Source organism: Pseudalkalibacillus sp. JSM 102089, assembly GCF_041366475.1.
GTDB classification, from domain to species: domain Bacteria; phylum Bacillota; class Bacilli; order Bacillales; family Guptibacillaceae; genus Guptibacillus; species Guptibacillus hwajinpoensis_B.
Genome location: NZ_JBEWYW010000003.1, coordinates 109541 through 124919, shown reverse-complemented (window position 1 = coordinate 124919; position 15379 = coordinate 109541). Strand labels below are relative to the sequence as shown.

The window sequence follows — 15379 nt, the reverse complement described above, 5'->3', positions numbered from 1 at the left end:
GCGTTCAGTTGGAGGTGAGAACATGAGTCAAGTGCAAGGAGTGATGTTAGGGCTTGTCATCGGCATTGCGCTAGCGATTGGATTTGCCCTTGGGCAAGAGTGGACGGATAACACGGTTATCAGCATCGTCATCGCTTTAATCGCTGGACTCCTCGCTCGAGTAGTGGGGAAGAATTTGATCAAGAAAATGAAATAAGTGAACTTGGAGCGAAAGGAGATGGAAATGAAGGAAAATCGTCAGGGGAAGAAACTCCGCAAAATAGTAATGGGACTCATTAATGCCGCTCTCTTCATTGGAGCTATTCAATTTTTGTTTGATTCAGATCCATTTAATGATTATATAGGCTGGGGTTTTTTACTAACGTTTTGGTTTATTCGTTTGCTTCTTACTGGATTAAAAAACATAGCGGATGGTCGAAAAAATCTTGCGATGTTAAATATCGGATTGTCTCTTATTGCTGGTATCGCCGTCGCTGCTACATGGATAACTTATTTCTTCGGTATCTAGACTGTAGCAGATAACGGCTATTACATTTTTACCCTTTTCATTCTGGATTCGCTTACAGAAGTTTACACTTTTTCCTTCCGTGGTATTTCATTAAAACAGCATAAAAAACTCACTTAATGAAGAGAGAAGGAGAGAGATCACGTGAATAATCAAAACGGACAACCAAAACAAACGCAGCCTGAACAGCCTGGTATCGAATCTAAAATGACGCCAATGCCTGATCAACCGCATGATTACATAGGCAGTCACAAACTGGATCAAAAAGTAGCGCTCATTACTGGCGGTGACAGTGGAATCGGTCGCGCGGTTGCGATTGCTTATGCGAAAGAAGGCGCGAACGTTGCGATTAACTATCTTGAGAAAGAACAGAGCGACGCCGACGAGACGAAGAAGTTTGTTGAGCAAGAAGGCGTCAAATGTCTGTTGATTCCGGGGGATGTCTCGGAAGAAAAAGAATGCAAGGATCTAATCGATAAAACGCTTGATCACTTTGGGAAGCTCGACATTCTCGTGAATAACGCGGCGATTCAGTTTCCAACTGAAAGCATTGAAGACATTTCTTACGAGCAGTGGGATCAAACGTTTAAAACAAATGTCTATTCTGTTTTTAACATGACGAAGTACGCAGTGCCGCATTTACAAAAAGGAAGCTCGATCATTAACACGACTTCCATTAATCCTTATACAGGAAATAAGGTGCTAATTGACTATACCTCTACAAAAGGCGCGATCGTGGCGTTTACACGCAGTATGGCTGCGAGCCTTGTAGACAAAGGCATCCGTGTAAATATGGTAGCACCAGGCCCGATCTGGACACCGCTCATTCCATCTACATTTGACGAAGATTCCGTTGCAGAATTCGGAACCGATAATCCGATGGGACGCCCAGGGCAGCCTTCTGAACTGTTCGGTCCATACGTTTTACTAGCATCTGATGACGGTTCTTACATGACAGGCCAGTGCATTCACGTAAACGGTGGGGACTATATGTCCTCCTAATGCGAGTAGACGGCCCGGTGTTAGGCCGGAAGCTCCGTTTATTGGCCAAAAATGAAATTTATTGGCCAAACCGCCTTAACCAAGATAAGCCGCACACTCATGGATCAGCATTCATGAGTGTGCGGTTTTTTAAGCGAAGAAAAGATTGTATTCGGTCAGTTAAAACTCTATAATTGATAATGAATCTCAATTGTGATGAGTGTCATTGATTCGATCATGTTATAGGGAGGTTTTTCTTTGCTCAAACGCTTCTTTTCTTATTACCGGCCATACAAATGGCTATTTATCCTTGATTTCGTATCCGCCATCATCGTCGGAGTGTTGGAACTTGCTTTTCCACTTGCGGTGAATCAGGTAATCGATCGGTTACTACCCGAGGGAAATTGGGGCATCATTCTTCTCGCGTGTGCTGGGTTGCTCCTCATTTACTTAATAAATACCGGCCTGCATTTTATCGTCACCTACTGGGGACATAAGCTCGGGATTAACATTGAAACAGATATGCGTCAGAAGCTGTTTACGCATATGCAAAAGCTATCATTTGGTTACTATGATAATAGTAAAACGGGTCACAGCATTTCAAGACTTACAAAAGATCTCGAAGAAATTGGCGAGGTAGCGCATCATGGCCCAGAGGATGTCTTTGTGGCGGTGATGACGCTACTTGGTTCATTTGGATTGATGCTGATGATTAATTGGAAGCTTGCCGTTCTTTCCTTTATCGTTATTCCACTTCTTATTATTCTCGCCATCTACTTTAATAAAAAGATGACGAAAACGTTCAGACGCATGTTTCAGGATGTTGCTGAAATTAATTCCCGCGTAGAAGATAGCATCGGAGGGATTCGCGTCGTTCAGGCGTTTGCAAATGAACACCATGAACAGGAGAAGTTCCGTCAAAACAATGAGAGCTATCGCTCAACTAAGCTTCAATCGTATAAAATTATGGCGCAAAACGTCATGTCGAACTATCTATTAATGCGAGTCGTAACGCTATTTACGCTGCTGTTCGGTACTTTTTTCGTTATCTCAGGAGAGCTCACGTACGGAGAGTTCGTTGCGTTTATTTTATTATCAAATATACTTATCGGACCAATCCAGAAAATTAATGCCGTTATTGAAAGCTATCCGAAAGGGATCGCTGGGTTTAAGCGTTATACCGAAATCATTGATACTGATCCAGACATTCAGGATTCGGAAGATGCGATTGAAATGGCGCTTAGCGGAGAGATTCGCTATCAAGATGTCTCGTTTGGCTATGAGGGCTATGCGCCTGTATTAAATAAAATCAACTTATCTATACAGCCTGGGGAGACGGTTGCGTTTGTTGGCCCGTCTGGAGCTGGCAAAACAACGCTTTGTAGTTTGCTGCCTCGCTTTTATGAAATTCAGAGTGGTGCGATTACGATTAATGGGATCGATGTGAGAGAATTGAAGCTTTCCTCTCTTCGAAGTCAGATTGGAATCGTGCAGCAGGATGTGTTCCTGTTCTCAGGAACGTTTCGCGAGAACATCGCTTATGGGAATCTATTAGCTGGAGATGAAGAAATTCTTGAAGCAGCGCGGAAAGCAAAGCTAGATGATTTTATTTATAGTCAGCCAGACGGATTGGATACGGTGATTGGTGAAAGAGGTGTGAAGCTTTCTGGTGGTCAGAAACAGAGGCTTGCGATCGCGCGCATGTTCTTGAAAAATCCACCGATTCTTATTTTAGATGAAGCGACTTCTGCCCTCGACACGGAAACGGAAGTAGCGATTCAAAAGTCACTGGAAGAACTAACGGAAGGGCGCACGACGCTTGTGATTGCCCACCGTCTTGCAACCATTAAGAATGCTGATCGGATTATGGTTGTGACGAAGGATGGGATTGCCGAGCAAGGAAACCATGCGGAGCTTATCGAATCCAGCGGTATATACAGCCGTCTGCATAAAGCCCAGTTTGGATGATGAATGAAACGATTCCTATGATACGTAGGGATCGTTTTTCTTTTTCCAAATCGGGGTCTTATCAATTGTAATGAAAATGCTCGTTTGCTAAAATCTATTGGACTACTAACTGATGCATTGTGCAAGAAAGGTGTTAACACTCATGCTTCATAACCCAACAGGAAAAGAACGGTTTGGCCTCGCGTTATTGCTTGGGATGCTCGGGATATTAGGTCCGCTTAATATTGATATGTATCTTCCGAGTTTTCCAGGAATTGCGAGTGATTTAAATGCGAGCGCATCGCTTGTTCAGCTTAGTTTAACGACCTGTCTAATCGGGTTAGCGGTTGGACAAATTGTCGTTGGACCCTACAGTGATGGACAGGGGAGACGGAAGCCGTTGCTCATTTTTATTTTCTTATTTGCGGTCGCTTCGATTCTATGTGCCGTCGCACCGAACATAATAACACTTGTTATTGCCCGGTTTATTCAAGGGTTCACCGCTTCTGCAGGCGTTGTTTTATCACGTGCCGTCGTTCGTGATGTTTTTAGCGGGAGAGAGTTAACAAAATTCTTCGCGCTTCTTATGGTTATCAATGCGACAGCGCCCATGATCGCGCCCATTGCGGGAGGGGCGATTTTATTATTGCCGTTTGCGACTTGGAACACGATCTTCTATTTCCTTGGAATTCTTGGACTGATTATCGTGACGGTTATCGGTTTCCGACTACCAGAGACGTTACCGCCTGAGAAACGGCTACCAAGCACGGTGAAGCAATCTGTGCGAACGATGGGAAGTCTGCTTAAGGACCGCTCCTTTATCGGATATGCGTTAACGATTGGATTTGTGCACGGTGGTAGCTTTGCATACGTATCTGGCACTCCATTCGTTTATCAAGGGATTTATAACGTTTCACCTCAAGCGTTCAGTATTCTGTTTGGAATTAACGGACTTGCGATTATTTCTGGTAGCTTCATGATTGGCAGGTTAAGTGCTTATTTTCATGAAAGAAGTCTTCTTCGTACGGCGGTTATTACAGCAGTCACGGCTACATCGTTTCTTCTACTCATGACGATTATTGAAGGGCCACTCGCAACGCTCGTCATCCCGATCTTTATCTATATGACAGCTATGGGAATGGTACTTACAAGTACTTTTACGCTTGCGATGGAAAAGCAGGGCCACCGCGCCGGAAGTGCAAGTGCGGTATTAGGCATGCTGCCGCTGTTATTCGGTTCGATGGTGTCACCGCTTGTTGGGATTGATGAATCAACTGCGGTTCCAATGGGAGCGATTTTGTTTACAACGTCTTCAATTGGTGCGATCATCTTTTTTACCTTAACAAAGAAGAATAACGTAGAAGCAAAATGACCCTCCAACTCGGAGGGTCATTTTTTGAATTAGTCTCTTCATTTTCACTACTTAAGTATTCTCTTCTTCCTTCGAGTCATTCGCAGTCTTATATCGCTGCTGCTGTCGGTATCCGTATGTTGAGGAAAGAACCACTTCTTCATCTTCAAGGGCGGACCCAAGTGCGCCGATAATAATCGAGATGCTCGTAGCTGTCCACGTAATGTAGAAATAATTATCGTATCCAACGGAACCTGATAATTGCGATTCTAGCAGTCCCATCGGAATAAACGCTATGACCGCTACGGCGAACATAAAAAATAGTATAATATAATAGAAACTAACCGTCACAAGAAGCGTCAGGATCGTTGCTATATTATAGAGGTTTCGAAGATATTTCGCTCGATCCTGTCTTGGTTTTTCCCATAGATTATGAGCTAGGACAAGCCATCCGACCATTAAGCACGAGGAGACGATCATAAGCATAAACATTCTCCATAGACCGTAACTGTTACTTAACTGCCAGAGTGTAGGAAACACGAGAGCATAGGACCCAGTCGCAAAAGCAAAAATAATCACCTTTTTAAAAGCGGGAAAGATCGCCCACGGGCGATTTGCTCTTACCATTCCAGTTAAGATGCGAATGGCCCCACTTAACCGCGACTTTACGATATATCTTACATCAATAGATGTTTCTTCTCCAGGCCTTACCCGCTTGATAGGAGAAAAGCGTTCGAATCCCCCTTTTTTAAAGAGTCTTTTCGACCCTTTTTCCTTTAAGTAGTCGTATTCATCGTTCTCTTTCGTTTGTAATCGTCTCTGCGCTTTTTCTCGATCTTCCTCTGGGCTACCATAGTACATTTCGTTTATTAATTGAAGAATGGATTGCCTTATTCTTTTTACCATAGGGGTCGATCCAAGTCCTGGCAGACTGATGATGGCTACTTTTTTATTTGTAGAAGCTTCTGCCAAAATCGGTTTTCTATCTTGAAAGAATGGTAAGTCTGTTAAACAAACGATGTAGTCCCAATTTTCTTCTTCTTTTCTTTTATAACCTGCTTCTAGAACTTCTTCGGGTTTTTCAGTGACTCCTGTGAGAGGATCAACGGTTGAATCCACATGCCATTCACACTCATCTTCTACATAATAGCGAAGGAGATTAGGCAATTCGCTACTAAATTTTTTACTTAACTTCTCTGGGTAACCTGGCGGGGTAACTAATCCAACCGACATTTTTTCGGTACTCACTTTTTCTTCCTCCCACTCCAATTTTATGTAAGTATCTAGAAGAATGAATTCCCTATTTTATTAGAGTAAAACTGCTTCTTATCTGAAGGTCGTGCATTCATCATTGAAATGGTTCCTTATATTTGACATGATAGAAGGGAATAAATGGAATGAGGAGTGTGCTTGTGAGTAGTACCGTCGATTCAATTGTTACACTAAGCCTGATATACGGCTTTCCTATGATAGCGGTCATAATCAGGTATAAGAAGATGAATGCGAAAGAAAAAAGAGAAGTTCGCGAAAGTTTTGGCACACTAGAGTTTTTGTGCACTGGTGGCTTTCTCATAATTGGAGCGTTTCTATTATCAGTTGGCAATGTTTTTGAATTTTTCATTGCAAAAGTAATGGGGCTCGTCTTTATTGTTCCTGGTGCGATCTTAATGACGATTAGAGTTTGGAAAAGAAGCAAAATGCGAAGTTTCATCTTCCTTCTTTTCTTTAGTGTGATGATCTTTCTAGGAACGTGGTTTTAAAGTATTTGAAGCGAGAAACAATAAATAGTGGTGGGTAATACGGCAATTTGCTTCTACATATGTTGGGCCATCTCCTAAAGCTGGAGACGGCCCTTTATTTTATACACTAACAACCTCTACCCGGCCATACTCATCCACCCAAAGACCAATGACCCAAACTGGAAATCCCCACGATTTAACAACTTGGGTGGAAGCAACGATATCTGTAAAGTGTTGGCGCTTGCTTACGGGATTGGCAGCACAGTCGAAATGACCAACGATTGCAATAACCTGTGAAGCATGAGCGGTGAGTGAAATGAGCGTATTTTCTCTTATGCTCTCGATTTCACATCGTGGACCATGGGACAATACGCGGTCCATACCTGGCTCAGTAATGAGATCAACATAATCGAGACCATATTGTGCTTTTAACCACTGTGTGACAGGGATTTGTGTTCGTCCATCTATGCAGTTCAATGCCGTTCCGAATCGTTTCTCCATGTTGCACCTGTCTTTCATGCGCCATTATTTTATTACTACATTATCTTTTTAAAGACGGTGGAAGGTGCTCTGGCTGTGGTGAAAGCCATAACCAGGATGGTAAGTTGTTTGCCCGTGATGGTAACCATAGCCCGGATAATAAGTTCCGTGTCCGTGATGATAGCTGTAGCCGGGATTGTAACTGCCATGGCCATGATGATAGCCGTAACCAGGATAGTAGCTTCCATGTCCGTGGTGATAATATGGTCGATACACGATCGTTTCCCCCTTAATTAGTTGTACGATAGTGTATGAGAACAAGGATATTATCGTATAGGCATTGGACCGTAAGTGCCTGTGACATATGCTAAAATGGAACTAGAAAACGAGTGGATAAGATGGAAGCGTCCATCACGCTATTTATTTATGAAGGATCGGGATAACATGGATATTCAACTAAACAAAAATCGAATCAAAGAAATGTGTGGGGATCTCTCTTTCAAGAAAGGGGAGGCTTATTACCGTTCAAATAAAGTATCCTTTCAATGCAATCAAAATGATCGGTGTGAGGCCACTGTTCATGGAACGGAAGATTTTTTCGTATCGGTAATCAAGGATCAAAATGGACAGCTTCAAACGGAATGCAGCTGCCCTTCTCTTGCCACTTTCCAAAAAGATTGTCAGCACATTGCGGCTGTCCTCGTTGCGATCCAACAGTTTCAGCAAGCACAAGAGGAAAACAAGGTTGATAATAGAGAGCTTACAGAAGACTTCATGACGCTATTTACGAAGGACGGTTCAAAAAAGAGCGGCCATCAACGCTATTTTGAAAAAAGAAAGATGCTTGATGCGGTATTTACATGTAAACCTGTTTCGCTAAACGATCAGGCTATGCTTGGGATAGAAGTAGCGATTGAACAAACAAAAGTGCCTCGCATTCGCGACGTTCTTTCTCATGTGAAACAGGGGAAGCCTAGTGAAATTTCCGCGAACTTTACTTATGATACAAATCTTCACTGTTTTTCAATTGAAGCAGATGCGATTCTTCATCACCTTATTCGAGTCGCTAGTGATGAGGAGGCCTTTCTAGAATCAGCGCCATACACATCCACCGATCACACGTCGAGAGACACCTTGATCATCTCGCCATCTTCGTGGATCAGCCTGATCCCGTTGTTAACAAAGGCGCCTAACGTTAAACTCGAACATAATGGTCATTCCTTTGAACGTCTCAACGTGATCGACGGCTCACCACCGATCCGGTTTATCGTAGATGAGTCGGATGCGGACAGTTGCCAAGTCACGATTAAAGGACTCGAACGCATGACCATATTGAATGCGTATCAATCGATGGTCTATCATGGAACGATCTTTCAATTAGAAGAGAGAGACTTTCATCGAATCGTTGAATTGAAGCAGATGCTCCCGTCACCCGGGACAAATTATATTCCCATTCCTTACACACAGATTGATCATTTTCTTGAAAAAGTTGTACCTGATTTGAAACGAATGGGAAATGTAGAACTTTCGAGAGCCTTCCGTGAAAAATTTATGAGAACACCGTTAAAGGCGAGACTTTACTTAGATCGCATTAGAAATCGTCTGCTAGCAGGGCTTGAATTTCAGTATGAAGAAGTAGTGATTCAGCCGTTAGAGAATCGCGATGTGCCGGGTTCAACCATCATTCGCGATGTTGAGAAGGAAGAAGAAATTCTTGCGATGATGGAAGAGAGCGGATTTTCCAAAACGGACGGTGGCTATTTGATGCAAAATGAAGAGCTTGAGTATGAATTTCTCTATCATACCGTTCCAAAGCTTCAATCGCTGCTTCAGTTATATGCGACGACTGCTGTTCGGAATCGTCTCGTTCACAAAAAAACATATCCTAAAATCAACGTAAAGGTGAAGAAGCGAGAACGAACAAACTGGTTAGAATTTAAATTTGAAATGGACGGTATATCCGACAATCAAATTAAAGAAATCCTAGCTGCATTAGAAGAAAAGCGGAAATACTACCGTCTTCGGAGTGGATCGCTCTTATCGCTTGAAACGAAGGAAATGGAAGACATTCATCATTTCTTAACGACCGTTCCTCCTCAAGAACAACTGGAGCCATATTTTTCCTTGCCCGTTACGAAAGGCGCCAATTTGATGGATGCGATCGAGCAGAAGAACATTTTTCAAGCAGACCAGTCGTTTCGCGAATTTCTCGATTCCGTGCGGCATCCGAGTCGAATGGAATTTGAAGTACCGCCCGAATTAGAAGGGATTTTACGTGATTATCAAATTCAAGGATATGAATGGATGAAAACACTTGCGAGCTATGGATTTGGCGGCGTACTCGCAGATGATATGGGACTCGGAAAAACGCTGCAGAGCATCACCTTTATCGTATCTGAGCTTAGAGCCATTCGTGAACAGAAAAAGCCTGTTCTTATCGTCTGTCCATCATCCCTTACGTATAACTGGTACAATGAAATGAAAAAATTTGTTCCAGAGCTTCAAACGCTGATCATTGATGGCAATCAATCAACACGTGACAAGCTTCAACAAATGGTCGAAGGAATGGACGTTATCATCACGTCTTATCCGTTACTTCGTCGCGATGTGAAATGGTATGAAACAAAATCCTTCCACACCGTCTTTTTTGATGAAGCACAGGCATTCAAAAACCCTTCAACTCAAACCGCCCGTGCGGTAAAGAAAATCAACGCCGATCATCGCTTTGGACTAACGGGTACGCCTGTTGAAAATGCGATTGAAGAGCTCTGGTCGATTTATCACGTTGTTTTCCCTGAGCTTTTCAAGGGGATAAAAGCTTACGGGAATTTAACGAAAAAAACGATCGCGAGAAGAGTGCGGCCGTTCTTACTGCGAAGAATGAAAGAGGATGTTTTAGCAGAGCTTCCGGATAAACTCGAATCTCTAGAGTTAACAGATTTGCTACCAGAGCAAAAGAAGCTATACGCCGCTTTTCTTGCGAAGTTAAAAACCGATACGCTCAAACACCTTGATCGAGATACGATTAGTAAGAATCGCATCAAAATCTTAGCTGGCTTAACAAGACTGCGCCAAATTTGTTGTCACCCCGCATTGTTCGTTGATGGGTATAAGGGGAGCTCTGCTAAATTCGAGCAGCTGCTTCAAATTGTCGAAGAATCAAGGCGTTCTGGTCGGAGAATATTGATTTTCTCTCAGTTTACGAAAATGCTTCAAATCATTGGGAGAGAGCTAGCCGCTCGTGGACATAACTTTTTCTATCTTGATGGGGAAACGCCATCTATGGAAAGAGTAGAGAAGTGCAATCGGTTTAACAATGGCGAACGAGATGTCTTCTTGATTTCGTTAAAAGCTGGTGGCACAGGACTGAACCTAACTGGAGCGGATACGGTTGTGCTTTACGATCTTTGGTGGAACCCAGCCGTTGAAGAGCAAGCGGCAGATCGTACACACCGCATTGGGCAGGATAAAGTTGTCAACGTGATGAAGCTAGTAGCCCGCGGTACAATTGAAGAAAAAATGAACGACCTCCAGGAGAAAAAACGCGAGCTCATCGGGGAAATCATTGATTCAGACGAAAAGGCGAACACAAACTTAACGGAAGAAGATATACGAGAAATATTGATGGATGCTTAAATGGAATAAAAGTAAAATACTAAATCCCTGCGTACAGCGCGGGGATTTTTTTAGATGAGGAATGAAAGATCTTCCGATTGACAAAGCGTTCACTTATTTTGATTATCCAGGTTTTAGGTTGGCCGAGAGAGGGAAGAAAGACGTAAATGCAAGATGGAGGTAAGGGACATGAGCGAAGTAGCGATCAAACAAAACATACAGTGTAACACTGAATATACGGATCTAAAAAAGGTGTTGGTGGTAAAACCTTCCTTTATGAAAATAACTGAAATTATAAATGAAACGCAAAAGCATTATGAAAGAAGCAACATTAACATTCCTAAGGCACTAAAGCAGCACAGTGAATTTGTTGACGTTCTTAAAGAACATTCTGTTGATGTTCATGAACTTGAGGCTAATCCCGAGCTTCCCGAGCAAGTCTTTACGCGAGACATTGGGTTTACGATTGGTCAAGAGCTATTCGTCGCTTCAATGAGTGAACAAGTTCGTCAGCAAGAAACGAATACATTAAAAGCATGGCTGGAAGAAAGCTCGATTACTTATCAAGAAGGATTGCCGCTCTCAATGGAAGGGGGCGATGTCGTTATTGATGGCTCGACCGTTTACGTTGGAAAAAGTGGACGAACGTCTAACTTAGCCATTCAAGAACTACAAAAGCGCCTACCTGATTATCAAATTGAACCATTAACGTTAACCGATGAGATTCTTCATCTAGATTGTGTGTTCAACATCATTAGTGAAAAGGTTGCGCTCGTCTATCCGCACGCTTTTACTAGTGAGGATTTAAAGAAGTTAAATGCTCGTTTTCATTTGATTTACGTGTCAAAAGAAGAACAGTTTTATATGGGCCCAAATGTTCTTTCGATCGGTCAAGGTAAAATTGTTAGCCTCTCGCAAAACAAACGATTAAATCGCGTATTGGAGTCTGAAGGCTTTCGCGTATTGCCTGTAGACTTCTCTGAAATCATTAAATCAGGCGGTTCGTTTCGGTGCTGTACTCTTCCACTTAAACGAGGTTAAGTCACATAACAGGCTACGTTTTCAAAGTTAAGTTTTTATTCAAAGGAGAGAAACCCATGCTAAAGACAGAAAGTCGCTTCTTGTTAACAAAGGAGGATATTGAGAATCGTAAAGATCTGCCAGAATGGCTGTTATCTGAATACAAGACGTTCAGTGAGTTAGTCACAGATCCGACATTTCCTTGTTTTTTCGGTAGAACTGCTCAACTAAAAGGAGAGCTGCGCTATTCCTACATTGAACACGATGATTGGGCGAACTTGCCTGACGCGGTGGAAAGCTTTCTTAGCTTATTTCGTGAACCTACGAAAATAAGGCATGGATTATTTATTTTTGTAGAGCCGGAAAAGGAAGAAAAGTCGATTGACTACTATCGTTCTTACTTCTGGGACATTCTACAGTATCTACATAACCAGGATCGTTTTCCATGGCCAAGTGAAGCACCAAAGGATCCCGAACACTTTTTATGGGATTTTCACTTCGCGGGAGAGCCGATCTTTACTTTTGGAAACGCCCCTGCCTATAAACAACGCAAAACGCGTAACCTTGGTAATAGCCTGATCTTAGGATTTCAGCCAAGAACGATCTTTCAAGGATTGGAAGGAACCGAAAAAGGCGGCATTATGTCGCGTGACAAAGTGCGTGCGCGTGTAGAGAAATGGGATAACCTTCCGAAGCATCCGGATATTAGCCACTTCGGAGATCCTAACCATAATGAATGGAAACAGTCGTTTATCGGGGATGACATAGAGCCAATCGTCGGAAAATGCCCTTTCCTTCATAAAAATAGTTAAGTTGAATTCTAGATGAATATGAAATAAGTAACCTTAACGACACATGAGCCGGCTCATGTGTCGTTTTATTAATAACCTATCATTCTTTTGGAACCCCACGTGGAATAATATGTTAAAATGGTACAAATCCAGCGGTTTTAAGAAAAGAGACGTTAGTAATGTAAGGGTTACCAAAGTAAGAACTGAATATAAAGCTCCTGGAAATGGATTGACTATTTTACGGATTCATTTGGGAGGTACTCAGATGGAGGGTCAAAAGAAAGAGAAGAAGAGTTTCTTTAAAATTCAGAATGAGTATAGACGAAAAATAAGGAAGAAACAGGAAGAACCTTCACCGATAGCGGAAATGAAAAGCATCCTACTAATCTTATTTACTTTGCTTTTTATGAAATTGTTATATTTATGGATGTAAGCAGAGTAATGAATCAAAACACAGCATTAAGATATGAATAGGTGTTCGGTTGAATACGAAAATATGGATTTAATCAATGTTCTTTAAAAGAATGTGTTCCTGAAAAAATACGTTACATCGTCATAGAATGGGGGGCTAATTATTGAATTCTTTAAAAATACCACAGTTAGAAACGGAACGCTTGATTCTACGAAAAATCACCGAGGGTGATCTTCAAACTATTTATCAATACGGCTCCAATCCCAATGTATCACAGCATGTAAGTTGGGAAACGCATCAATCTATAGAGGATACAAAAGGCTTCGTTGAGACAATCCTTGACGGTTATCGTCAAGAAACCAAAGCACTATGGGGCATGGAACTAAAATCTTCTGGTCAGCTTGCCGGTACGATCGATTTTGTAACCATTGAGAGTAAACATCAAAAAGCAGAAATAGGCTATGTGCTTGCTGAAGATTGCTGGGGCAAAGGGTATATGACCGAAGCGGCTAAGAAAATCATAGATTATGGATTTCATGTATTAGAATTAGAGCGAATTCAAGCCAGGTGCTTTGTCGCGAACAAAGGATCCGCTAGAGTGATGGAAAAGGCGGGCATGACGTTTGAAGGCATTATGAGAAAAGCGATGTTTGCGAAGGGGAAGTTTCATGACTTTAAGATGTATTCAATTCTTTCGGATGAATGGAAAGCTACGCTATAAAAAACAATGTTAGGGGGTAGCTTTCGATTGAATACTTTTACGATTGTATGCTTAGTTAGTTTACTAGCGATTTATCTGTGGCTTAGCGAGTATTATTTGAAAAGGCATCTTGGTATTAGAAGCAAATGGACCTGGATGTTTGCGGAGGATCGTTACAAGATTTCTATGATTACTGATATCGTCTTAGTCGTTTCTTTTAATTATAGTTTTTTAAGTCTTAATATCGACGTTAATAGTGAAAACAATCCTATTATGATGAAGGTTAGCCCGATTTTTGCATTGTTTTTCCTTCAAAATCTGAATCAAGGGATCGAGGAACGACTGAGAAATTTTAATGATAAAGCCTATTACCATCAATTTCTAGGCTCTTTCATGATTGGACTTTCTTATCTCATCTTTCTCATCGGACATTCATGATAATTTAGACGTGAGACGTTCTGTGGAAATAGTAAAATCTATCGAAAGAGTGGTCAATAGAATGAGATACTTATGGGTCGTGTTGTTAGCTATGCTGGTCGTTTCGTGTTCAAATTCATCTTCAGGGTCATTATCTGAAGGGATTCTAGCCGGTAAGAGCGAGAATTGGAGTGTTCAATACGATCTCCGTGAAGAGAAAGGGAAAGAGTTGAGAGGAATCACGCTAGAATATATTGGCGATGGTGAAAAGCCTTCTATGAATGTTACATATGCTTTCAGTGGTGAAACAGCTTACGATGTTGATTGGCAGAAAACCGGAGAAGTAGAAATGAATAACTCTACGATCGAGATTGAAGATACATTAGGCTGCGTCTACCCGTGTGATGAGCTTCAGCTCGATAAGGGAATCCATACAGTCATGGAGTGGGACGGTCAAACGGAAAAGTTCGTTTTAAAAGAGAACAAGTAACGCCATTATAGAGGCATGAAAAAAGGTTGAGCATTATACTCAGCCTTTTTGTTTACGGAAAAGCGAAACGATTCTAAGGTGAACTTCGTATAGTTAGTAAGGGAATACGGAACTTCTTTGTGAGAGGGAGAGGATGATAACAATCGAATTAAGAACAGGATCGCTAAAAGGATGTGAGAGTTGAATGGGGATGGGAGGTTTGTCGGTTGCATTAGTGGCGCTTCTATTCACCGTACTTGGTGCTTTAGTCATCTTTTCTTTATTCAAATGGATTGTGAAAAAATAGTTGGCTCCATTCATGAACATAGAGAATTCAGTGAAACAAATGGAGTAACGCTTAGTGAGAAGCCGATCGGATAGAGGCATTAACTGTATTGAAGTGATCTCTTGAAGCGAATCTTCTTTTTTATCTTTGGAGTTGCTCTGTTTGTTTTAATCCTCTGGTCAAATATTCAAGAAGGTATTAAGTTCGATGATTTTACTGGCGTCTTTGTAAATGTAGTTGGCATTGTATGATTATTTGTTTGTGTAGGTGGGATTGTGAGTGAACTACGGAAAATAAGAACGAGCGAATGAAAGTATTCCTTCATTAATTTGTTAGTGCAATCATACATATCCAAACCATGTTTCAACTCTATCAAAAGGGGCGAATGGAATGATGTTTAGAACGTTAACACGCTTAGGGGAAGCCAATTTTGCTGCAGGTGTTTTCTTTATCATCGCTGGGGTTATTTTGTTAGCAATAAAGGTGAATGAAGGCAGTGTGAAAGAGGATCAATCGATGATAGTAGCCTCCATCTCTCTAGGACTAGCGCTGTTTTTCTTATCACTTCTTTCTAGAAAGAAGCAACAGGAATAAACCGATAAGAGAGGGCTAGGGAAAAGTTGAAAAATATTAATAAATTCTATGTTCGTGTTTTGTTACTTTAAG

The 15379-nt window shown here is 41.7% G+C and carries 17 protein-coding genes; 14 read left to right on the top strand and 3 right to left on the bottom strand.

The window, feature by feature from the left end; genetic code table 11:
• The first annotated feature begins 22 nt into the window (after positions 1-22).
• From ABVF21_RS08920 to ABVF21_RS08900, 5 genes are all read left to right on the top strand, one after another.
• On the top strand, positions 23-196 hold the full coding sequence (locus ABVF21_RS08920; protein ID WP_194220631.1) for a hypothetical protein: 174 nt from the start codon (positions 23-25) through the stop codon (positions 194-196).
• A gap of 27 nt (positions 197-223) precedes the next feature.
• Positions 224-508 carry a hypothetical protein gene (locus ABVF21_RS08915; protein ID WP_371018055.1) on the top strand — a complete coding sequence of 95 codons (285 nt, stop codon included), beginning with the start codon at positions 224-226 and terminating at the stop codon, positions 506-508.
• A 141-nt stretch (positions 509-649) separates the two neighbouring features.
• On the top strand, positions 650-1507 hold the full coding sequence (locus tag ABVF21_RS08910; protein ID WP_303529965.1) for an SDR family oxidoreductase: 858 nt from the start codon (positions 650-652) through the stop codon (positions 1505-1507).
• A 237-nt stretch (positions 1508-1744) separates the two neighbouring features.
• Positions 1745-3454: an ABC transporter ATP-binding protein gene (locus ABVF21_RS08905; protein ID WP_194220634.1), complete on the top strand. Its 1710-nt coding sequence runs from the start codon at positions 1745-1747 to the stop codon at positions 3452-3454.
• A gap of 142 nt (positions 3455-3596) precedes the next feature.
• Positions 3597-4805 (top strand): Bcr/CflA family efflux MFS transporter, encoded by a 1209-nt coding sequence (locus tag ABVF21_RS08900; RefSeq protein WP_303529960.1) that lies wholly within the window; start codon positions 3597-3599, stop codon positions 4803-4805.
• A 51-nt stretch (positions 4806-4856) separates the two neighbouring features.
• Here ABVF21_RS08900 and ABVF21_RS08895 read toward each other — a convergent pair whose 3' ends face one another.
• Positions 4857-6032, bottom strand: coding sequence for a hypothetical protein (locus tag ABVF21_RS08895; protein WP_283152742.1), 1176 nt, complete (start codon positions 6030-6032; stop codon positions 4857-4859).
• A 164-nt stretch (positions 6033-6196) separates the two neighbouring features.
• Between ABVF21_RS08895 and ABVF21_RS08890 the strand changes: the two genes are divergently transcribed.
• Entirely contained in the window at positions 6197-6544 is a 348-nt protein-coding gene (locus tag ABVF21_RS08890) for a hypothetical protein (protein ID WP_303529957.1), read from the top strand.
• A gap of 99 nt (positions 6545-6643) precedes the next feature.
• On the opposite strand, the gene ABVF21_RS08885 is transcribed toward ABVF21_RS08890, so the two are convergent.
• Positions 6644-7024 (bottom strand): carbonic anhydrase, encoded by a 381-nt coding sequence (locus ABVF21_RS08885; RefSeq protein ID WP_371018054.1) that lies wholly within the window; start codon positions 7022-7024, stop codon positions 6644-6646.
• Between the two features lie 48 nt (positions 7025-7072).
• Positions 7073-7324, bottom strand: a complete 252-nt coding sequence (locus ABVF21_RS08880; RefSeq protein ID WP_303529955.1) for a hypothetical protein — start codon at positions 7322-7324, stop codon at positions 7073-7075.
• A 123-nt stretch (positions 7325-7447) separates the two neighbouring features.
• Here ABVF21_RS08880 and ABVF21_RS08875 point away from each other — a divergent pair, with 123 nt between their 5' ends.
• The 8 genes from ABVF21_RS08875 (at position 7448) to ABVF21_RS08840 (ending at position 15307) form a co-directional block, all read left to right on the top strand.
• Positions 7448-10639: an SNF2 helicase associated domain-containing protein gene (locus ABVF21_RS08875; protein WP_371018053.1), complete on the top strand. Its 3192-nt coding sequence runs from the start codon at positions 7448-7450 to the stop codon at positions 10637-10639.
• A 168-nt stretch (positions 10640-10807) separates the two neighbouring features.
• The gene (locus tag ABVF21_RS08870; protein ID WP_303529951.1) at positions 10808-11659 is read left to right on the top strand and encodes a dimethylarginine dimethylaminohydrolase family protein; all 852 of its coding nucleotides are present in this window, start codon (positions 10808-10810) and stop codon (positions 11657-11659) included.
• 56 nt (positions 11660-11715) lie between these two features.
• Entirely contained in the window at positions 11716-12450 is a 735-nt protein-coding gene (locus tag ABVF21_RS08865) for a YqcI/YcgG family protein (protein WP_303529950.1), read from the top strand.
• 554 nt (positions 12451-13004) lie between these two features.
• Complete coding sequence (locus ABVF21_RS08860) at positions 13005-13562, top strand: GNAT family N-acetyltransferase (protein WP_303529946.1); 558 nt, start codon at positions 13005-13007, stop codon at positions 13560-13562.
• A 27-nt stretch (positions 13563-13589) separates the two neighbouring features.
• Positions 13590-13979: a DUF4181 domain-containing protein gene (locus ABVF21_RS08855; protein WP_371018052.1), complete on the top strand. Its 390-nt coding sequence runs from the start codon at positions 13590-13592 to the stop codon at positions 13977-13979.
• Between the two features lie 61 nt (positions 13980-14040).
• Positions 14041-14448 (top strand): hypothetical protein, encoded by a 408-nt coding sequence (locus ABVF21_RS08850; protein ID WP_303529944.1) that lies wholly within the window; start codon positions 14041-14043, stop codon positions 14446-14448.
• Between the two features lie 180 nt (positions 14449-14628).
• A complete protein-coding gene (locus tag ABVF21_RS08845; protein WP_371018051.1) occupies positions 14629-14808 on the top strand; it encodes a hypothetical protein in 180 nt (59 codons plus the stop codon).
• A gap of 295 nt (positions 14809-15103) precedes the next feature.
• Entirely contained in the window at positions 15104-15307 is a 204-nt protein-coding gene (locus ABVF21_RS08840; RefSeq protein ID WP_371018050.1) for a hypothetical protein, read from the top strand.
• The last annotated feature ends 72 nt before the right edge of the window (positions 15308-15379 follow it).